We start from the raw sequence: 20892 nt of genomic DNA on the forward strand, positions 1-20892 counted from the left end.
AATGAAAGTAGGTTCTTTTATGTATAATATGTTTCATATTGTCGTGATGTTAGTTGGAACGATGATTTTATCTTTAATTTTGACTCCATTGGTTAGAAAATTAGCCTTTAAAATTGGAGCAACAGATAAGCCTGATGCAAGACGCGTAAATAAAAAAGAAATGCCAACAATTGGTGGATTAGCTATTTATTTAGCCTTTTTTATTGCCATGTTCTTTTTCTTACCAATTCCTTTCCAACAAACGTTACCTTTGTTTTTAGGAGCGACTGTGATTATTATTACAGGGATTATTGATGATATTAAAGAGCTTAGCCCAAAAATGAAATTAGTTGGAATTATTATTGCCGCTTTGATTATTTATTTTGTGGCAGGTATTCGAATGGATATGCTTACAATTCCGTTCCTAGGGACCTTTAATTTAGGCGTGCTTAGTTTACCAGTAACGTTAATTTGGATTCTAGCAATTACGAATGCGGTAAATTTAATTGATGGTTTAGACGGTCTAGCTACGGGAGTATCTATTATTGCATTATCAACAATGGGCGTTATTGGTTATTTCTTTTTAACGGTTGGTAATATAACCATTCCAATTATGATTTTTGCACTTGTTGCGGCTTTAGTTGGTTTTTTACCTTATAACTTTTATCCGGCTAAAATTTTCTTAGGAGATACAGGTGCTTTATTTTTAGGCTTTATGATCTCAGTAATGTCTTTACAAGGGTTAAAAAATGTAACCTTTATTTCGGTTATTATTCCAGTAGTTATCTTAGGAGTACCTATTACAGATACAATCTATGCAATGTTGCGTCGGAAATTAAATAATCAACCAATTTCTAGTGCAGATAAAATGCATTTACACCATCGCTTAATGGCATTGGGATTGACACATCGTCAAACAGTTCTAGCTATCTATAGTTTAGCGATTATTTTTTCTTTTACAGCGTTGTTGTATAAAGTTTCAACGTTATGGGGTTCAGTTGTATTAACAATTGGTTTACTATTTGGATTAGAGCTTTTTGTTGAGTTGATTGGATTAGTTGGTGAAAATCATCAACCATTGTTGTCTCGTTTTAAAAAGTTTGCAAAGAAAAACAATCAAGAGGAAAACAATGGAAAATAAAAGGATTACTTACTAAGTATTACAAGTATAAATAAAAAATCGTCTGAAATCATGAAATGATTTCAGACGATTTTTATTTTTATTGATTATAGTTGCTTGTATCTAATGATTTATATTTACTGTATCCATTTGTAACAAATTGATAATCTGCTGCATCACTGTCATCAGGGCTATCTAATCCAAGAGATACTCGGAAACGATGACTAATAAAATCAACACTATCTTGATATACTTCTACCATGCTTACTTGAGTTCCAGATTGAGTAATTTCAAAATCAGTCCAATCAAATACATAAGAATTAAACGTATATTTTCCATCTAATCCTGTTTGAGCAATAGATAGCATTTCGTTAAATTTCAAATTAGTTCGCATATTTTTACCAGTGGCATTGATAACGTCAGAATATTTAGTAATAGATCCTACATTCATGGCTTTGTTTACAATAGCTTGAAGAATCAGTTGTTGTCGTTCACCACGTTTAATATCATTATCAATATGACGGGTTCTAGCTAAGGCTAGTGCTTGTTCTCCATTTAACAATTGTTTCCCTTTTTCAAGTGTCACTTCACCATTTCCTAGAGTATTGGTGTCAGTAAAACTGACTGGAACATCAACATCAATTCCACCAAGTGCATCGACAATTTCTAAGAAGGAATCAAAGTTAAATGTTACATAATAATTAATTGGTACATTTAAGAATTTTTCAACGGTTTCAATCGTTGCTTGTTCCTCACCAAATGCGTATGCAGCATTAATTTTATCTTTGCCATTGTATTCTTTAGAGATAATATCCACATAGCTATCGCGAGGGATACTGACCATATTTATTTTATGTTCTTTAGGATTTATGGTTAAATAAATTAAGGCATCTGTTCTAGCACTACCTAGTTGGCGAGCGGAGTCGTCATCAATTCCCATTACTAAGATTGAGATAGTGTCTTCAATTGGATTTACCTTAACACCATCAGCCTTGGAACCAGATATTTTATCTCTGTCTAGTTCATAATAAGAGTTATCAACCGTTTTTTTAGCTTCTGCATAAAGCTTAGCTCCATAAGTAACACCTGCTAGAACTAGAACTAAAATAGGAACTAAAATGGTTAAAATCAATTTGTTATAATTTTTATTTTTCTTTGAAACACCTTGCTTAATCGGCTGTTTGTTTTTTTTCACAGTCATTCTCCTTCTTGAAAATAGAATAAGCTGAATATTCTTAAATATTTTATCATAGATTCCCTTAGTCTAATAGTTATATTATAAAATATAATGATTTCTTAAGATTCCAATTGAATTAGTTTTTCTTGATAGCTTTTATTTCCGAGTTTAAAAGTAACTTGTCCATTTAATAGATTAGTCACTTCTAATTGAAAAAACTCTGTTTGCTTTTCTAATGCATAACAAACAAATGAAACATTCTCCGTGTAAAGGATATCTTTAATTGTATAGGCAGACGTTTCCAGAAAATTTTCTAACCTTCCAGAAGCTGTATAAGCGACCTCAAGATGGATTTCTTGCTGTAACGATCGTTCTACAATTCCGATTTCATGTAATGTTTGGCTAACACTCTTACCATAAGCGCGAATCAAACCACCAGCGCCTAATTTTGTTCCACCAAAGTAACGAGTAACTACAGCGACTACATCTCTTAAATTTTGTTTTTTTAATACTTCTAACATTGGAACACCGGCAGTTCCGCTTGGCTCTCCATCATCAAGAGCACGTTGAATTTGATTTTGATCACCTATTACATAGGCAGCACAGTTATGATTCGCTTTCCAATGTTCTTTTTTGATAGTTTGAATAAATTCTTGTGCCTCAGTCTCAGTGGTAATTCGCTTTAAATGGCAAATAAAACGAGATTTTTTAATTTCAATTTCATAATTGCCATCTTTTGCAATCGTTAAGTAATGATCCAGCATAGTCATTCAATTGATCCCTTTCTTTCAGTTGTTTATTCCTATTTAATAGTATAAAGGAAATTAAGCATAAAATAAAATCTAAACGTGAAAATATTCTTGATTAGATAAAAATTCCAATACAATAGCCGAGGTTTCTTTTTTTACTAATTCTTAATCTTTACTAAAATAAATAATAGGGACGAAGATTAGAAAATATGCTATAATTATTCTTTGTAATAGATGAGATTTAAGTAAGATAGCAAGAAGAAATAAAACTGAGAAAGTTAAATGTAATGAGGTGAAAAGTTGAAAATTGCAGTTATAACCGATAGTACTGCCTATTTAACTCAAGAACAATATCAAAAGAATTCAATTTTTATGTTGCCCCTTTCTGTAATTATTGGCGAAGAGGTATTTCGTGAAGAAATCGATATTACTGCGAACGAGTTTTATGAAAAAGTCAGAGGCATGAAAGCTTTACCTACAAGTTCTCAACCAGCAACAGGTGAGATTGTGACTCTATTAGAACGTTTGGCTAAAGATTATGATGCCGTTATTAGTGTTCATTTATCAAGTAAAATTAGTGGAACTTATCAAAACGTTGCGGCAGCCGCTTCTATGGTAGACGGTATTGAGGTCTATCCTTATGATTCTGGGATCAGTTGTTCCGCGCAAGGTTATTTTGCACTTGAAGCTGCAAGATTAGCAAAACATGGAGCATCACCAGAAGAAATTCTAGCTGACTTCGATGAAATGCAATCAACTTTACGAGCCTATTTTATGGTAGATGATTTAAATCACTTAGTTCGTGGTGGAAGACTTTCTAATGGTGCGGCCATAGTAGGATCTATGTTAAAAATTAAACCCATTCTTCATTTTGAAGACAAAGAAATTGTTGTATTTGAAAAAATTCGTTCTTCTAAAAAAGCGTTGAAGCGTATCGAAGGATTATTAGAAGAAGATGTTAAAAAAGGCTACCCAATCGTAGCGACGATTATCCATGCCAATGCTGAAGAAGAAGCTTTAAAATGGAAAAAACAAATGGAAAAGAAAATGCCGAATACTCGATTTGAACTAAGTTACTTTGGCCCAGTTATTGGAACACATCTTGGCGAAGGTTCATTAGGCTTAGCTTGGATTGAAGATCGTATCAAATCACACCCACTATAAATTAATTAAATAAAATGCACTTATTTGTCGATAAAAAATTTATCGGCTTTTTTTGCGTATATTTTAGCTGAGAGGGAAAATATACTGAGTGAGGTGTAAATATATGCAGAAAAACCAACTATTAGGTCGTGAATTATTAAAAACTGAGTTTGCATTTGAGTGTCACCATGATTATGATAGTAAAATTCAAATAAGAAAAGCTTTTTTTAAAGAAGGAACAAAAACTTATTGCAATCGTTGTGGAGCTTTTAAAAGGGAGTTACGAGTTAAAGCACCTTGTTTATGTGGAGATACTTGTTTTTATTGTTTGAATTGTTTAAATATGGGAAGAATTCGTAAATGTAGCCAATTATATTTTTTACCAGAAGAAAATAACTTTAGTCCATTAGAGGAACCGATTTTAAAGTGGCAAGGGACGTTATCGACCCAACAAGCAATGGCGTCTAGAGAAATTATTGACACAATTAGACAAAAAGAAATACGGTTAATCTGGGCAGTTGCTGGTGCAGGGAAAACAGAGATGATATTTGCTGGAATTGAGTCAGTTTTAAGGACAGGTGGGCGGGTTTGTGTTGCCTCTCCAAGAGTAGATGTTTGTTTAGAGTTGGCCCCACGGTTACAAGCTGCTTTTCCTAAAGTATCCTCTACTTTGCTCTATGGAGATAATGAAGAAGTTTACCGATACACTCAACTAGTCATTGCGACAACACATCAGCTACTACGATTTAAAGAAGCTTTTGATTTACTAATTATTGATGAAATTGATGCATTTCCCTATACAGTAGATTCAACTTTAGCCTTGGCTGCGAAAAAAGCACGAAAAAAAAAGAGTAGTTTAATTTATTTATCAGCAACGCCATCAAAAAAAATGCAACTAGCAATTAAACAGCATCAGCTATTAGCTAGCATTTTGCCAGCGCGCTATCATGGATATCCTCTTCCTCAGCCACAATCTATTTGGTTTGGAATAAGTCCTACAAGTAAGCAATCAAAAAGAAAATTAATTCGTCACATTCAAATTTTATTTCAAAAAGAAAGGCGCATCTTATTGTTTATGCCGACTATTAAAGAGATGCTAGTATTTGAAAAAGAGCTAACTAGTTATTTTACAGAGAAAAAAATAGTTAGTGTATCGTCAGAAGATCCTAAACGAAAAGAAAAAGTTTTAGCTATGCGCCATCAAAAAGTAGATTTATTATTAACAACTACTATTTTAGAGAGAGGTGTTACATTTATTGATATTGATGTTTTAGTCTATGCAGCAGAAAATCGATTGTTTACAACTTCCGCTTTAGTACAAATAGCTGGGAGGGCTGGTCGACATCGGGATTTTCCAAAAGGAGAGGTTTTGTTTTTGCATCATGGGAAAAGTCGAAGCATGAAACTGGCAACCAAACAAATTATGCAGATGAATATACTAGCACGGAAACGAGGACTATTAACACATTGAAACGAACTTGTTTATTATGTAGTAAATATTTAGTTGAAGAAATTAATTTTAGTTCGTTGTTCTCATTAAGTAAAGTTCAACAGGAATGTCTTTGTACAGAGTGTCGATTGAAATTTATTTCTTTAGATAAGTCAGCTTGCTGTACAGGCTGTGGTAGAGTCTGGCTAGAGACGTGGTGTACAGATTGTCAGCGTTGGCACCAATCAAATCCAGATATACCACTAGCACACTCAGCGTTATATGAGTACAATGATTGGATGAAAGAGTGGATGGAGCAATTCAAATTTAAAGGGGATTATCGATTAGCAAACGTTTTCTCCATAGAAATAAAAAAGCAATTTACTGGCAAGCAACTAAAAAACTTACTAATTGTTCCAATTCCAATTAGTTTTGAGAGTTACCAACTTAGAGGATTTAATCAAGTCGAGGCTCTATTAGACTTTGCAGGAATACCTTATCACTCTTTATTAGAAAATCAGAATTTAGAGAAAAAGCAGTCCACTAAAAATCGCCAAGAACGATTGCGTATGGAACAGCCTTTTATTCTGAAAGATAGTCATTCTTTTGATTTAGCCAAGTATGCAGATAAGTCAGTTGTACTGGTAGATGATGTCTATACGACGGGACGAACAATATTGCACGCAAAAAAGCTGATTTTAGAGTTAGGATTAACCTTAGAAAAGAGCTTGTCTATTGCTCGCTAGAAAAATATAATAAAATAAAAGCTGATTTTATTTGTTAATTAAAGCGCTATCGCTTATAATTGAATTAGGGACATCATCATTTGAGTGGTCCTCATGATGTGTCAACATTCTAACTTGGGTTAGATGGATGGAAGGGGAGAACGTTTATGTTTAAATATAATGTCCGTGGCGAAAATATTGAGGTAACAGAGGCAATCCGTGATTACGTTGAGAAAAAAGTTGGAAAATTGGAAAGATACTTTAGTGATGTACCAGATGCAACAGCGCATGTTAACTTAAAAGTTTATTCTGATAAAACAGCTAAAGTGGAAGTAACAGTTCCGCTTCCTTATTTAGTCTTACGTGCAGAAGAAACCTCACCTGATTTATATGCAAGTGTTGATTTAGTTGTAGATAAACTAGAAAGACAAATGCGTAAATACAAAACTAAAATTAATCGCAAATCTCGTGAAAAAGGTTTTGATTTTGTTGTACCAAACCAAGTTGAATTGGATACAGCAACAGGCGAATTAGACATTGTAAGAACAAAACGTGTTTCATTGAAACCAATGGATAGTGAAGAAGCTGCTTTACAAATGGATATGCTAGGACATAATTTCTTTATCTTTGAAGATGCTGAAACAAATGGAATTAGTATTGTTTATCGTCGTAAAGATGGAAAGTATGGTTTGATTGAAACAAACTAAATAATATAAAGAATTAAATAAACAGTGGGCTGGATAAGTTGAAAAATTGCAGATTCAGCCTGCTTTTTTTTTTACTTAATATTTAGTAATAAAATAAATTAAAAGATAGAAGTATTCAAAATGAGTTTAAAAACGACAAAGAAACTACATATATGATAGGATATAAACAGAATACTGATTAGAAAATTTGTCTAAAAAAAAAGATTTATCAATTATAAGAATAGTTTTCAATAAAAAAAGGTTTCATTTGTGTATAACTAATGATAAAATTATAAGGATGGCAGCAATCTGTCTAATAAACGCTAATTTAAACATCTGAAATTGTACAGATTTTAAAAGATAAAGAAATAATTGAAAAAGAGGAGAAAGACTGATGGCTAATTTTTTAAAACAGTTAATAGAGAATGATAAAAAAGAAATTAAAAGCCTTGAAAAGGTAGCTGACAAAATTGATGCATATAGTGATCGAATGGCAGCATTATCTGATGAGGAGCTTCAAGCAAAAACCCCTGAACTAAAGAAACGTTATCAATCAGGCGAAACCCTGGACGATCTTTTACCAGAAGCCTTTGCAGTTGTTCGTGAAGCAGCAAAACGTGTGTTAGGTTTGTACCCATACCGAGTACAATTAATGGGTGGACTTACATTGCACAAAGGAAATATCCCTGAAATGAAAACTGGTGAAGGGAAAACTTTAACAGCAACAATGCCTGTTTATTTAAATGCATTAGCTGGTGAAGGCGTTCACGTTGTTACCGTCAATGAATATTTAGCAAGTCGTGATGCAACTGAAATGGGCGAATTATATTCATTCCTTGGGTTAACTGTAGGATTGAATTTAAATTCAAAAAGTTCAGAAGAAAAACGTGATGCTTATAACGCTGATATTACTTACAGCACAAATAATGAATTAGGTTTTGATTATTTAAGAGACAACATGGTAGTTTACCGTGAACAAATGGTACAACGTCCATTAAACTATGCGATTGTCGATGAAGTCGATTCTATTTTAATCGATGAAGCGAGAACGCCATTAATCATTTCAGGGCAGGCAGAAAAATCAACAGTTCTTTATACACGTGCTGATTTCTTTGTAAAAAGCTTGAAAGCAGAAGATGATTACACAATTGATGTTCAGTCTAAAACAATTGCTTTGACAGAAGAAGGAATGCTTAAAGCTGAGAAAACTTTCAAAGTTGAGAATTTATACGATATTGATAATACTGCATTAATTCACCATATTGACCAAGCTCTACGTGCTAATTATATTATGCTACGTGATATTGATTATGTTGTACAAGAAGGCGAAGTTTTAATTGTTGACCAATTTACTGGTCGTATTATGGATGGCCGTCGTTACTCTGATGGTTTACATCAAGCAATTGAAGCTAAAGAAGGCGTTGAGATTGAGAACGAATCTAAAACAATGGCGAATGTTACATTCCAAAACTTTTTCCGTATGTATAAAAAATTATCTGGAATGACTGGTACAGCTAAAACAGAACAAGAAGAATTCCGTGAAATCTACAATATTCAAGTTGTGGAAATTCCAACAAATAAACCAATTATTCGTGATGATCGTCCAGATTTATTGTATCCAACTCTAACAAGCAAGTTTAATGCTGTTGTAGAAGATATTAAAACACGTAATGCAAATGGACAACCGATTCTAGTTGGTACTGTAGCTGTTGAAACATCTGAATTACTTTCACAACTATTAACAAAAGCGAAGATTCACCATGAAGTACTAAATGCAAAAAATCACTTTAAAGAAGCTGAGATTATTATGAGTGCTGGTCAAAAGGGAGCTGTTACAATTGCAACCAATATGGCTGGTCGTGGTACCGATATTAAATTAGGTGCTGGCGTACTTGAAGTAGGCGGTTTATGCGTTATTGGTACAGAACGTCATGAATCACGTCGTATTGATAATCAATTACGTGGTCGTGCTGGTCGTCAAGGAGATCCTGGTGTAACTCAATTCTACCTTTCATTAGAAGATGAATTGATGAAACGTTTTGGTTCTGAAAGAATCCAAGCAGTCTTAGAACGTCTAAAAGTTCAAGAAGAAGATGCTGTTATTCAAAGTAAAATGATTTCTCGTCAAGTGGAGTCAGCTCAAAAACGTGTTGAAGGAAATAACTATGATACACGTAAGAACGTTCTTGAATATGATGATGTTATGCGTGAACAACGTGAAATCATGTACGGTCAACGTTTAGAAGTGATTATGGCAACAGAATCATTAAAAAAAATTACAATGGCTATGGTTCAACGTACAATTAACCGCATGGTAAGTGTGAATACTCAAGGACCAAAAGAAGAGTGGAACTTACAAGGTATTCATGATTTTGCAACTTCTGCTATTGTTCATGAAGACAGCTTAACGATTAATGATTTAGAAAATAAAACACCTGAAGAGATTGAAGCATTCTTATTAGGTCGCGCTGAAAGTATTTATGCTACTAAGGAAGAAAGTTTTAATGAACAAATGCTTGAATTTGAAAAAGTTGTTATCTTGCGTGTTGTTGATAGCAAGTGGACAGATCATATTGATACAATGGATCAATTACGTCAAGGTATTGGCTTACGTGCGTATGCACAAACAAATCCATTAGTAGAATATCAAGCTGAAGGATTTAAATTGTTTGAAGAAATGATTGCCGCTATTGAATATGATGTAACACGTCTATTAATGAAATCAGAAATCAGACAAAATCTACAAAGAGAACAGGTTGTTAAAGGTTCTCCTGCTCGTTCAGCTGGTGATGGAGATGTGGTGGAAGCCGCTAAAACAAAACCAATTAAAGTTGATGACAAAATTGGTAGAAATGATCCATGTCCATGTGGCAGTGGTAAAAAATACAAAAATTGTCACGGAAAAGATTTATAATAGAGTCTCAAAAAACACGATTTGGTTGATTCTGAATCGTGTTTTTTGGTAAAATTATCTAGTCATGTTTAATAAGTTATGAATAAAACATAAATTTAGAGGAGTGTCATCAAATGGAATTAAGTGAAATTAGAAATAATTTAATAGAAGCAGAAGAAAGAATCGCTGGCTTCAGGAGGTCTCTTTGACTTAGAGGCGATGGAACGAGATATTGCTGAATATGATGAACGAATGGGCGAACCAGGATTTTGGGATGATGGTACAAGAGCCCAAGGTATTATTAATGAAGCCAATGTAATTAAAGAGAAATATAACCAATTTCAAAAATTAGCAACAACTAAAGAAGATTTAGATGTTCTTTTAGAAATGGTGAAAGAAGAGCCAGATCCAGAATTAGAGCTTGAATTAGAAGAAAACTTAAAAGAATTTTTAAATGAGTTAGATCAATATGAACTAGATATGTTACTAAGTGAGCCATATGACAAAAATAATGCCATTATTGAGTTGCATCCCGGAGCCGGCGGCACAGAGTCGCAAGACTGGGGCAGCATGCTGTTACGTATGTATATTCGTTGGGCAGAAAGAAAAGGCTTCAAAGTGGAATATTTAGATTACCAAGATGGTGATGAAGCGGGAATTAAAAGTGTGACCCTATTAATTAAGGGACATAATGCCTATGGTTATTTGAAAGCTGAAAAGGGCGTTCATCGTCTAGTAAGAATATCACCATTTGATTCAGCTGGTCGTCGACATACGTCATTTGTTTCCATCGATGTTATCCCAGAAATGGAAGATAACGTTGATATTCAAATTAACTCAGATGATTTAAGAATTGATACGTATCGTGCAAGTGGTGCGGGTGGTCAACATATCAATAAAACGGATTCGGCAGTTCGGATTACACATATTCCAACTGGTGTTGTTGTAGCTAGTCAAGCACAACGTTCGCAAATGAAAAATAAAGATCAAGCAATGGGGATGCTGAAAGCAAAACTTTATCAATTAGAGCTTGAAGAAAAAGAACGCGAAATGGCTGAGATTCGTGGCGAGCAAAAAGAGATCGGCTGGGGCTCACAAATTCGTTCCTATGTTTTCCATCCTTATTCGATGGTTAAAGATCATCGGACAAATTATGAAACAGGAAATGTTCAAGGTGTTATGGATGGTGACTTAGATCCGTTTATTGATGCTTATTTAAAAAGCCAAATTGTTACAAGTTCGTAAGTAAAATCACTAAGTGTCAAAAAATAGACAAATTTAATTCAATGAATTGCATTTTTATATCGACATTCAGCATTAAAAATATTACATTAATCACAATCAAATCCCAAAAAAACGAGAAAAATCGATATAAAGTGGGTTAATTAAAGGAAATAATGATGAAATAGCTCGAAAAAAGATAGAAACTTTCAATTTTTTTTGAAAGTTTCTTTTTTTGAGACATTTCGTTACATTCTCGTTTAATTTTGAAATAAACTTGTAAAGAAAATAGCACAGACATAAATAGATATAATGCTATAATAGTAAGGCATGAGGGAAAAAATTATGAAAACCTCTGATTAGGTAGAATAAAACACCTGATAAGGATAGCAAAAACTAGAAAAGTAAGGTGATTAAATTATGATAGAAATGCTGAATGTCTATAAAAAATACCCAAACGGGATTACAGCTGCTAATGGGTTAACCGTAAGAATTGAACAAGGTGAATTTGTTTATGTAGTTGGACCAAGTGGTGCAGGTAAATCAACTTTTATTAAAATGATGTATCGTGAAGAAACTGCAACAAAAGGTAGCATAAAAGTTGGTGAATTTGATTTAGTGACAATGAAAGAACGTGATGTTCCATTTTTAAGACGCCATGTCGGAGTTGTTTTCCAAGATTTCAAATTATTACCACGCCTAACAGTATACGAGAATATTGCTTATGCAATGGAAGTTGTTGAAAAAAATCCTAAAACAATTAAAAAACGAGTTTTAGAAGTATTAGATTTAGTAGGTTTAAAACACAAAGTACGTATGTTTCCAAATGAACTTTCAGGAGGGGAACAACAACGGATTGCGATTGCTAGGGCGATTGCGAATATGCCAAGAGTTCTGATTGCTGATGAACCAACTGGTAACTTAGATCCTGATACTTCATGGGAAATCATGAATATTTTAGAAGAAATTAACAATCAAGGAACGACAGTTGTCATGGCTACACATAATAGTCAAATTGTAAATGTTGTTAAACACCGTGTCCTTGCGGTTGAAAATGGACGAATTGTCCGAGATCAATTGGAAGGAGATTATGGATATGAAGCTTAGAACGCTGAAAAGACATTTAGTAGAGAGCTTAAAAAGCCTGAAAAGAAATGGGTGGATGTCTGTTGCAGCGATTAGTGCAGTAACAGTAACGTTATTACTTGTTGGAAGTTTTATTTCAATCTTATTAAATATTAATAAATTAGCAACCGATGTAGAGAATGATGTAAGTGTTCGTGTGTATATCGATTTAGCGGCTACAAAAGAACAAAAGACACAATTGAAAACAGATTTAGAGAAATTAACAAATGTTGATTCAATTGAGTATTCAAGCCGTGAGAGCGAATTAAAAAAAGTTGTAGGTAGTTATGGTTCTGAATTCCAACTATTTGGTGGCGATGATAATCCACTATATGATGTATACATTGTAAATACAAAATCACCAAAAGACACTGAAGATGTTGCTAAAAAAGCTGAGAAGTTAACTTATGTAGCAAAAGTCAATTATGGTGGATCAGATGCGAAAAAACTCTTTAGTTTTGTTTCAACCATTCGCAATGTTGGTTCAATTATCATTATTGCCTTACTTTTAACAGCAGTATTCTTGATTTCTAATACAATCCGAATTACAATTTTATCACGTAGCACGGAAATAGAAATTATGAAGTTAGTTGGTGCAACAAATGGTTTTATCCGTTGGCCTTTCTTAATCGAAGGAGCTTGGATTGGATTGTTCGGAGCAATTATTCCAATCGCTATTTTGAGCTTTGTATACAACTGGGCTTATAACTTTAGTACAGCAGCCTTACGAGGCACTTACTTTGCCTTATTAACACCAAATCCATTCCTAATTCAAATCAGTGCGTTATTATTAGGTATTGGAGTTATTATTGGAGCATTTGGTTCATTAATCTCAATGCGTAGATTCTTAAAAGTATAAATAAAAAAACTATTAAATAAGAATAAATCACTATAAGGGAAATCGGGGGAAATAATTCGTGAATAAGAAATTGTTAACAATGGTAGTAGTTAGTTCGGTAGCTTTAAGTTCTTTAGCATTACCTTTCAGTGCTTCAGCAGCAGTGGATGATGATATTAATAAGGCATCACAAAAAATCAGTGAACTTTCTGGAAAGAAAGATGCTGCTCAAGGTGATATTGCATCAATTACAGATAAAATTGCAACAAATGAAGCAGATGCAACTAAATTAGTCGCTGAGATGGAATCAACTCAAGCATCATTAAAAACATTAACAGCAGAAATTACAACTTTAAATACTAAGATTGCTCAACGTGAAGATAAATTAAAAGATCAAGCACGTACGATTCAAGTAAATGGAGACACTCAAAACTACCTTGACTTTGTTTTGTCAGCAGAATCTTTAAGTGATGTTATTGGTCGCGTGGATGTTGTTAGTCAAATGGTTTCAGCTAATCAAGATTTAGTTAAAGAACAAAAATCTGATAAAGATGCTGTTGCTTCAAAACAAAAAGAAACAGAACAAAAATCTGGAGAACAAACAATTTTAGCTGCTAAATTAGAAGCTTCTAAAGCTGATTTAGATCAACAAAAATTATCGAAAGAAGCAGTCGTAGCATCATTAGCATCAGAACAAGCAAGTGCAGAAAATGAAAAAGCTTCATTCCTTACTAAGAAAGAAGAAGCTGAAAAAGCAGCCGCTGCTATTGCTGCAGCAAACGCTGCGCCAGTTGTTGCTGCACAAACAAGTACTACTGCTCCAGCACAAGCACCAACAAACACGAATAACTCTAATTCAGAGCCAACTGTTCCAGCTCCAACACCAACACCGGCTCCAACACCAGCTCCACCAGCAAATTCAGGTGGTGTCTTAGGTGCAGCATATGGTGTTTCTGGTACACCTTACTTGTATGGTGGAACAACGATTGCAGGATTTGACTGTTCTGGATTTACTCAATATGCATTTTCTGCAGTAGGTATTAGCTTACCTCGTACAGCTAGTGCACAATATTCAGCAACTAGACGTATTTCTCAAGCAGAAGCACAACCTGGAGATTTAGTATTCTTTAATCAAACAGGTTCGATTGACCACGTTGCTATCTATCTTGGTGGAGGACAATTTATTGGTTCTCAATCTTCAACAGGAGTTGCTGTAGCTTCAATTTCACCATACTACTGGGCAAATTACCTAGTTGGTTTTGGACGTGTAGGTTAATTAACACGAATTAATAACTTTAAAATTCCCTTATAGAAACTAGTGATGGTTCCTTATCTTTGCAGATAATGGCTACTATTACTAGTTTTTTCTTTTCAATTATTGGTAGACATGGTTTAATAGAAGAGAATCAATTTGTTATCAGATTGTAATTTGTTATAATAGAAGTAGGTAGAATTCAATAAGAATTTAGCTTGAATAATCCAGAAATTTATTCTGTAAAATAGTTGAAGTTTATTTTAGAAGAAGTAGCAAGAGAAGGAGTGAATACGATTTGGAGTCAATTTTTATGAGTCTGTTGAAAGCTTTCCTTTTATTTTTTGCGCAACCACTATTTTGGGTAGGGGTGATTGCAGCGATTATAACAAGTATGAGACGGATAAAAAAAGAACGGACGATTTTTCGCGTAGCAATATATAAGGAATGGATTGAATTAAGAAATTACCTAACTATAGGAGTATTGGGTGGGATTATCTTATCCATTATTATGGTGCTAGTCGGGGTAACTGTTACAAGTGAATGGATTATTGTTTACCAAGTGGTATCCTTAGTCAGTATCATCCTATTTGGGTATCGTTTTATCCATCCAATCTTTACGATATCATTAACAGGGATTCTTTTATTAGTGGGCTCATTATCTATTTCAAATATTGACTTGGCTCGATTAAATCTACCTGTTAATTCAGCTATTTGGCAACTAGATTTTGTTAATTTCAGCCTGATACAAAATAGTTTAATTGTTATTTTTGTAGCGATTATTTTCTCTATTATTCAATTGAAACCAACTAAATTAATGTTGTCTCCTAATTTTCGGAAAACAAGTCGTGGTAAGTGGATTGCAAGTTATTTAATTCGTCCTTTCTATTTCTTACCATTATTTTTGTTTGTTCCAGGAGAACAATTTACTGCAATTTTTGAGTGGTGGCCAGTATTTTCATTAGGGAACACCTCCTATACGATTGTTGCACTTCCATTATTAATTGGATTTAGATTTAAGATTCAAGGGCAAGTACCTAAAAAAGCAATTAAATCTCTAAAACAAGACTTAATGATTTTGGCAGGAATGAATCTTTTATTAATTATTGTTAGCTATTTTGTTGAATATTTGGCTGAAGCGAGTATCATTGTAGTTGGATTAGGCGGACTGTTAGTGCTATTCCGTCATTATATGCGAGAGCGTAATTGGAAATTTTTATTTGGTCCAGTAGGAGACGGATTGAAAATTATCGGACTTCGTGAAGATACTCCAGCAACAAAAATGAATTTAGAAGTTGGAGAGACAATCATTCTTTGCAATCAACAAGAAGTTAGAAATGAAGAAGAATTTTATAGCGCATTGTTATTAAATAGTGCATATTGTCATTTGAAAATTCGTGGTATTGATGGTGAATATCGTTTAACAGAAACGGCGATTTATGCTGATTCACCTCATGAACTGGGCGTTGTTACAATACCAGAAAAATTAAGTTAATAAAATCAATATCTTAGGGGGAAATCATGAAAAAAGTATTAATTGTTGATGACGAAGAATCAATTTTAACCTTATTAGCTTTTAACTTGGAAAAAGCAGGCTATCAAGTTCAAACAGCAATTGATGGTTTAGCAGGATATGAACTAGCTTTAGCCAATGACTATGCCTTTATTATTTTAGATTTAATGTTACCATCAATGGATGGTATGGAGGTTTGTAAACAATTAAGACAAGAAAAAATTGACACGCCCATTATGATTTTAACAGCTAAAGATGATGAACTAGAAAAAATTATTGGCTTGGAATTAGGGGCTGATGATTATATGACCAAACCTTTTAGTCCTAGAGAAGTTTTAGCAAGAATGAAGGCTATTATGCGTCGAATAAAACCGGAGCAGCAGAAGAAATCAGTAGATAATGAAGAAACGTTAGAAGCTGTTGAAATTGGCGATATTCAAATTTTTCCTGAATTATATGAAGTGAAGGTTCGTGGAGCTTTGATTGAGGTAACACCTAAGGAATTTGAGTTATTATTATATATGATGAAACGTGTCAATCGTATTTTGAGTCGAGAGCAATTATTAAATGCCATTTGGAATTTTGATTATGCTGGAGAAACGCGAATTGTTGATGTCCACATTAGTCATTTGCGTGAAAAAATTGAATTGGATACTAAAAATCCTATGTATATCCGCACAGTTCGTGGTTTTGGTTATAAATTTGAGGTTCCTCGTGTATGAAAAAGTTACAATTTCGGATCGTGATTATTTTCATATTGAATTTTAGTTTGTTGAGTCTATGTATTGGTCTCTTTTCTAACAATTTATTAAAAGAGTACGGAATTGCCAATCAACAACAACATTTGCAAGACAATGCTGAATTAGTTCGTAGTTTATTGAACACTAAGGATTTAAATGCAGATCAGCTAGAAGCGATTGTTTCCCCTTTGAAAGAATTAAAAGGGATGGACAATGAGCGTGTTACTTTGGTTCGCAACAATGGTGAAGTGGTTTATGATTCTGAAGTTGAGGCTGCTACTTTAGACAATCATCGCACTCGATCTGAAATAAAAAATGTGTTAGATGGTAACAAATTAGGAACTACGGAACGAGAGAGTACCTCAACTAATGAAACACTTTATTATGTGGCCGTCCCAGTTCAAAATCAACAAAATCAATTGATTGGTGTTTTAAGATTAGCAATACCGTTGTCTAAAATGGTACAAGTCAATCAGCAACTAATGCTATCTATTGGATTATTTATTTTATTTGCTTTAGTATTGGGAGTACTTTTGACTTTGTTTACAACAAGACGAATTGCCAAACCTATTGAAGAGGTAATGGAAGTAGCCAAAGATTTGTCCAATAATCGCTATCACAATCGTTATCATGGTCAGAGTTATGGTGAAATTTCTGAACTAGGTGAAGTGATGAATCATTTAGCTGAAAGTTTGGAAAGCCAGATGTACGAGATTCAGCAGAACGAAGAAAGAATAGATAGCTTAGTGAATCATTTAGTCATTGGCGTAATGCTGCTTGATGAACAACGCCAGATTCAAATTGTGAATCCAGCAATGGCTGCTATGCTAGATCAAAATAGTGAAACTTTAATTGGAAAATCCTATGTTGAAGTTACCAAAAGCTATGGTTTAACACATATGATTGAAAAAGCTTATCGCAGACGCACTTCACAAAATGATGAAATTTATTTCTATTATCCGGAAGATCGTATTTTAGATGTAAATATTGTTCCGATTACTGGGAAAATCAAAGGTGAACTTAATTTAATTGTATTGCTATATGATATTACGGAAATTAGGAAATTAGAGAAAATTAGAACAGATTTTGTTACAAATGCTTCCCATGAATTACGAACTCCAGTAACAGCCTTGAAAGGTTTTTCTGAGACTCTATTGGATGGAGCAATGGAAGATAAGGAAGTTTTACAGCAATTTTTAGAGATTATGTATACAGAAAGTAGTCGTTTAGATTTATTGGTAAATGATATTTTAGCTTTAGCAAGATTAGAGCAAAAACAAGTACCAATGGAACAGGAAAGAATCGACTTACAATCCGTGATTTTCTCTAGTTTTCAATTAGTCCAGCAAAAGGCTGATGAAAAAGAGATGAACCTAATCTTAATAGAATCTGAGCCAGTGTATTTGTTAGGTGATGAAGGACGTTTAAAACAAATCTTTACTAACTTATTATCTAATGGAATTTCGTACACAGAGTCTGGTGGAGAAATAGTAGTTGAGGTGAAAAAAATGAAAAATGAAACCTCTATTTCCATTAAAGACAATGGGATGGGAATTCCAGAGGCAGAATTAGATCGAATTTTTGAACGATTTTATCGTGTAGATAAAGCTCGTAGTCGGAATTCAGGGGGAACTGGTCTAGGACTTTCAATTGTAAAATATTTAGTGGAGAATCTAAATGGTTCAATTGAAGTGGAGAGTAAGTTAGGTTTAGGTACTACATTTATTATTCGTCTACCTCTAAATTAATGAAAAAGGATTGCAGTTAATCAGCTGCAATCTTTTTTTACGAAATAAAAACCAATCAAGAGAAGATTGACTGGTTTAAAACATAATTAAATTGAATTAAAAGATTCTTCGTTCACAAATAAATAAGGTAAACTTTAGTTTTACAAATCTGGCAGTATTTAAACTTAGTTGAGCTTAATTGATTCTTTTGAAGAGTTTGTTTTTTTCTTTGGATTCGTTTTGACATTTTTAGCATAACTAGGTGCCTTTGCAACAACAGATTCAATTAGATTTTCTGTAAAACTTTTCTGTTTTCCCATGCTCCTGATTCCTCCTTAAAAAGATTAAAGCAATGTTCTATTATGTCTTCTACACTAACATAGAATAAGTAAAAAAACAAAAGATATACAAAGGTTTAATCTAAAAATGAAAATTGAAATAGTTCTCTAAGATTTTTTTCATTAAAAAAAAATAATTGAAATCATTTGTAAATTACCTTTACACAAAATTTACAAAAGGCTGATTTATATTTTACAATGTTAAGGTATGATAAAATAGAATGAAAGTTAGTAGTGAAACAAGGAGGTCAAGAAATGAAGCTAAAAAGAGCTCTCCTCATAGGTGCATTAGCTATTCCATTATTTTTAACTGCATGTGGTGGCGTAGATCGAGGAGAATCAATTACAGTTGTAGGATCTTCTGCTTTGCAGCCGTTAGTTGAGGCGGCAGGGGAAGAATTTTCTGCTCAACATCTTGGGAAATTTATTAATGTTCAAGGTGGTGGGAGTGGTACAGGTTTAAGCCAAGTGGCAGCAGGTGCTGTAGACATTGGAAATTCCGACGTATTCGCTGAAGAAAAAGAAGGAATTGATGCAGCTAAGTTAGTCGATCATCGTGTTGCGGTAGTAGGCATTACACCAATTGTAAATAAAGGCGTTGGCGTGAAGGACATTACAAAACAAGATTTACAAAAGATTTTCACTGGAAAGATAACCAATTGGAAGGAACTAGGTGGTAAAAACTTAAAAATAGTTCTTTTAAATCGAGCATCTGGCAGTGGGACGCGAGCAACTTTTGAAAAATGGGCATTAGATGGAAAAGAAAGTTTGCAAGCGCAAGAACAAGATTCAACTGGAATGGTACGTCAAATTGTTGGAGATACACCAGGAGCAATTAGCTATGTGGCTTTTTCTTATGTAAATGATACCGTTCAAGCTTTAAAAATTGATGGAATCAAACCTGTCGATGAAAATGTAATTAGCAATAAATGGACAATTTGGTCTTATGAACATATGTATACAAAAGGTGAACCAACTGGTTTAACGAAAGCATTTATTGAATTTATCTTATCAGATGACACACAAAAATCCATTGTTGGACAATTAGGTTATATCCCTTCCGCAGATATGCAAGTAGAACGTTCAGTTGAGGGTGCTGTAACTCAATTAAAAACAAAATAAAATCAAAAATATTTACAAAAAAAGAATAAACTTTACAATATACTACAAATATCTTACAAACTTACTGAGTAAAATTAATATTCAAACCTTATGATAAATAGGTAGACAGAGTCATTCAGATGAACTAGTCTAACACCTAACTTGAAAAGGATGGATAGAAATGAAATTGACTAATCTGACGAAAGTTGTATTAACAATTGGTTTAGGTTTTACATTGGTAGCTTGTGGAAGTAATACTAGTGGTAAAGATGCTAGTTCTGATGGATCTAGTGCAAGCACAACATCAAACAAAACAATCACTGCAGTTGGTTCAACAGCGTTACAGCCGCTTGTAGAAGCAGCAGCAGAGGAATATAAAAATGCCAATCCAGCATCTGGCGCAATTACCGTTCAAGGTGGAGGAAGCGGAACTGGATTAAGTCAAGTAGCAACCGGAGCTGTAGATATTGGAAATTCAGATGTATTTGCGGAAGAAAAAGAGGGCGTTGATGCTAAAGCGCTTGTTGACCATAAAGTCGCAGTGGTTGGAATGGGCCCTGTTGTCAACAAAGAAGTTGGGGTTAAAAACATTACAAAACAACAATTGATTGATATCTTTACTGGAAAAATCACAAACTGGAAAGAAGTTGGTGGTGCAGATCAAACAATTGTCGTTCTTAACCGTGCAGCTGGTAGTGGAACACGTGCTTCTTTTGAAAAATGGGGATTAGGTGGAGCTTCAGCGATTCAGTCGCAAGAGCAAGATTCATCTGGTGCTGTTCGTAAGATTGTTTCTGAAACTCCTGGTGCAATTAGCTACTTGGCGTTCTCATATTTTGATGACAGTATTCTGACATTATCTCTAGATAAAGTTGAACCGAAAGAAGAAAATGTAGCGGATAATTCATGGCCAATCTGGTCTTATGAGCATATGTATACAAAAGGAAAACCAACACCAGAAGTGAAGGCTTTCTTAGACTATGTGCTTTCTGAGGAGATTCAAAATGGCGTTGTGAAAAAATTAGGCTATCTTCCAATTAGTTCAATGAAAGTTGAAAGAGATTCTGAAGGTGTTATCAAATAATTTCAGCTAACTAAATTTAGTGGTGATTGAGAAAAGGCGACTGTTTATTTAA

18 protein-coding genes are annotated in these 20892 nt (G+C 33.8%); 15 read left to right on the forward strand and 3 right to left on the reverse strand.

All coding sequences use genetic code 11. The features are described 5' to 3' along the window. Positions 1-28 precede the first annotated feature (28 nt). Positions 29-1120 carry a glycosyltransferase family 4 protein gene (locus BR43_RS14935; RefSeq protein WP_034565258.1) on the forward strand — a complete coding sequence of 364 codons (1092 nt, stop codon included), beginning with the start codon at positions 29-31 and terminating at the stop codon, positions 1118-1120. A 79-nt stretch (positions 1121-1199) separates the two neighbouring features. Here BR43_RS14935 and BR43_RS14940 read toward each other — a convergent pair whose 3' ends face one another. Both BR43_RS14940 and BR43_RS14945 read right to left on the reverse strand, forming a co-directional pair. Next, on the reverse strand, positions 1200-2294 hold the full coding sequence (locus BR43_RS14940) for an LCP family protein (protein ID WP_034563351.1): 1095 nt from the start codon (positions 2292-2294) through the stop codon (positions 1200-1202). A gap of 101 nt (positions 2295-2395) precedes the next feature. After that, positions 2396-3040 carry a YigZ family protein gene (locus tag BR43_RS14945; protein WP_157464135.1) on the reverse strand — a complete coding sequence of 215 codons (645 nt, stop codon included), beginning with the start codon at positions 3038-3040 and terminating at the stop codon, positions 2396-2398. Positions 3041-3325: 285 nt separating this feature from the next. Between BR43_RS14945 and BR43_RS14950 the strand changes: the two genes are divergently transcribed. The 12 genes from BR43_RS14950 (at position 3326) to pnpS (ending at position 18338) form a co-directional block, all read left to right on the forward strand. Next, positions 3326-4189: a DegV family protein gene (locus tag BR43_RS14950; RefSeq protein WP_034563355.1), complete on the forward strand. Its 864-nt coding sequence runs from the start codon at positions 3326-3328 to the stop codon at positions 4187-4189. A 103-nt stretch (positions 4190-4292) separates the two neighbouring features. Further along, entirely contained in the window at positions 4293-5639 is a 1347-nt protein-coding gene (locus BR43_RS14955) for an ATP-dependent helicase ComFA (RefSeq protein WP_034563357.1), read from the forward strand. Continuing rightward, on the forward strand, positions 5636-6343 hold the full coding sequence (locus tag BR43_RS14960; protein WP_034563359.1) for a ComF family protein: 708 nt from the start codon (positions 5636-5638) through the stop codon (positions 6341-6343). The genes BR43_RS14955 and BR43_RS14960 overlap by 4 nt, the downstream gene beginning before the upstream one ends. Positions 6344-6489: 146 nt before the next feature. Beyond that, the gene (gene hpf, locus BR43_RS14965; protein WP_034563361.1) at positions 6490-7029 is read left to right on the forward strand and encodes a ribosome hibernation-promoting factor, HPF/YfiA family; all 540 of its coding nucleotides are present in this window, start codon (positions 6490-6492) and stop codon (positions 7027-7029) included. A 373-nt stretch (positions 7030-7402) separates the two neighbouring features. Further along, complete coding sequence (gene secA / locus BR43_RS14970) at positions 7403-9922, forward strand: preprotein translocase subunit SecA (protein WP_034563364.1); 2520 nt, start codon at positions 7403-7405, stop codon at positions 9920-9922. Between the two features lie 113 nt (positions 9923-10035). After that, a protein-coding gene (gene prfB, locus BR43_RS14975; protein WP_211252932.1) for a peptide chain release factor 2 occupies positions 10036-11146 on the forward strand; the annotation gives its coding sequence in 2 pieces (ribosomal slippage) (positions 10036-10107 and positions 10109-11146; 1110 coding nt in all). A gap of 396 nt (positions 11147-11542) precedes the next feature. Continuing rightward, complete coding sequence (gene ftsE / locus BR43_RS14980) at positions 11543-12229, forward strand: cell division ATP-binding protein FtsE (protein WP_034563366.1); 687 nt, start codon at positions 11543-11545, stop codon at positions 12227-12229. Then, positions 12219-13106 carry a permease-like cell division protein FtsX gene (gene ftsX, locus BR43_RS14985; protein ID WP_034563368.1) on the forward strand — a complete coding sequence of 296 codons (888 nt, stop codon included), beginning with the start codon at positions 12219-12221 and terminating at the stop codon, positions 13104-13106. The genes ftsE and ftsX overlap by 11 nt, the downstream gene beginning before the upstream one ends. Positions 13107-13164: 58 nt before the next feature. After that, on the forward strand, positions 13165-14361 hold the full coding sequence (locus BR43_RS14990) for a C40 family peptidase (protein ID WP_034563370.1): 1197 nt from the start codon (positions 13165-13167) through the stop codon (positions 14359-14361). A gap of 289 nt (positions 14362-14650) precedes the next feature. Continuing rightward, entirely contained in the window at positions 14651-15832 is a 1182-nt protein-coding gene (locus BR43_RS14995) for a topological determinant of cell division (protein ID WP_245617874.1), read from the forward strand. A gap of 26 nt (positions 15833-15858) precedes the next feature. Next, on the forward strand, positions 15859-16572 hold the full coding sequence (locus BR43_RS15000; protein ID WP_034563374.1) for a response regulator transcription factor: 714 nt from the start codon (positions 15859-15861) through the stop codon (positions 16570-16572). After that, on the forward strand, positions 16569-18338 hold the full coding sequence (gene pnpS / locus BR43_RS15005; protein ID WP_034563377.1) for a two-component system histidine kinase PnpS: 1770 nt from the start codon (positions 16569-16571) through the stop codon (positions 18336-18338). The genes BR43_RS15000 and pnpS overlap by 4 nt, the downstream gene beginning before the upstream one ends. A 164-nt stretch (positions 18339-18502) precedes the next feature. On the opposite strand, the gene BR43_RS20635 is transcribed toward pnpS, so the two are convergent. After that, positions 18503-18637: a hypothetical protein gene (locus BR43_RS20635; RefSeq protein ID WP_281173972.1), complete on the reverse strand. Its 135-nt coding sequence runs from the start codon at positions 18635-18637 to the stop codon at positions 18503-18505. A gap of 273 nt (positions 18638-18910) precedes the next feature. On the opposite strand from BR43_RS20635, the gene BR43_RS15010 reads away from it, so the two are divergent. Further along, positions 18911-19777: a phosphate ABC transporter substrate-binding protein PstS family protein gene (locus tag BR43_RS15010; RefSeq protein WP_034563380.1), complete on the forward strand. Its 867-nt coding sequence runs from the start codon at positions 18911-18913 to the stop codon at positions 19775-19777. Between the two features lie 175 nt (positions 19778-19952). Further along, entirely contained in the window at positions 19953-20840 is an 888-nt protein-coding gene (locus BR43_RS15015; protein WP_281173986.1) for a phosphate ABC transporter substrate-binding protein PstS family protein, read from the forward strand. Positions 20841-20892: the final 52 nt, after the last annotated feature.

Source organism: Carnobacterium gallinarum DSM 4847 (assembly GCF_000744375.1).
In the GTDB taxonomy this organism is placed as follows: Bacteria; Bacillota; Bacilli; order Lactobacillales; family Carnobacteriaceae; genus Carnobacterium; species Carnobacterium gallinarum.

Excerpts from the sequence above, each read along its gene's own strand:
- ftsX (WP_034563368.1), top strand. The coding sequence starts at position 12,219 with ATGAAGCTTAGAACGCTGAAAAGACATTTAGTAGAGAGCTTAAAAAGC.
- BR43_RS14995 (WP_245617874.1), top strand. The coding sequence starts at position 14,651 with ATGAGTCTGTTGAAAGCTTTCCTTTTATTTTTTGCGCAACCACTATTT.
- BR43_RS14955 (WP_034563357.1), top strand. The coding sequence starts at position 4,293 with ATGCAGAAAAACCAACTATTAGGTCGTGAATTATTAAAAACTGAGTTT.
- secA (WP_034563364.1), top strand. The coding sequence starts at position 7,403 with ATGGCTAATTTTTTAAAACAGTTAATAGAGAATGATAAAAAAGAAATT.
- BR43_RS20635 (WP_281173972.1), bottom strand. The coding sequence starts at position 18,637 with ATGGGAAAACAGAAAAGTTTTACAGAAAATCTAATTGAATCTGTTGTT.
- BR43_RS14935 (WP_034565258.1), top strand. The coding sequence starts at position 29 with ATGTTTCATATTGTCGTGATGTTAGTTGGAACGATGATTTTATCTTTA.
- BR43_RS14945 (WP_157464135.1), bottom strand. The coding sequence starts at position 3,040 with ATGCTGGATCATTACTTAACGATTGCAAAAGATGGCAATTATGAAATT.
- pnpS (WP_034563377.1), top strand. The coding sequence starts at position 16,569 with ATGAAAAAGTTACAATTTCGGATCGTGATTATTTTCATATTGAATTTT.
- BR43_RS15010 (WP_034563380.1), top strand. The coding sequence starts at position 18,911 with ATGAAGCTAAAAAGAGCTCTCCTCATAGGTGCATTAGCTATTCCATTA.
- ftsE (WP_034563366.1), top strand. The coding sequence starts at position 11,543 with ATGATAGAAATGCTGAATGTCTATAAAAAATACCCAAACGGGATTACA.
- BR43_RS15000 (WP_034563374.1), top strand. The coding sequence starts at position 15,859 with ATGAAAAAAGTATTAATTGTTGATGACGAAGAATCAATTTTAACCTTA.
- hpf (WP_034563361.1), top strand. The coding sequence starts at position 6,490 with ATGTTTAAATATAATGTCCGTGGCGAAAATATTGAGGTAACAGAGGCA.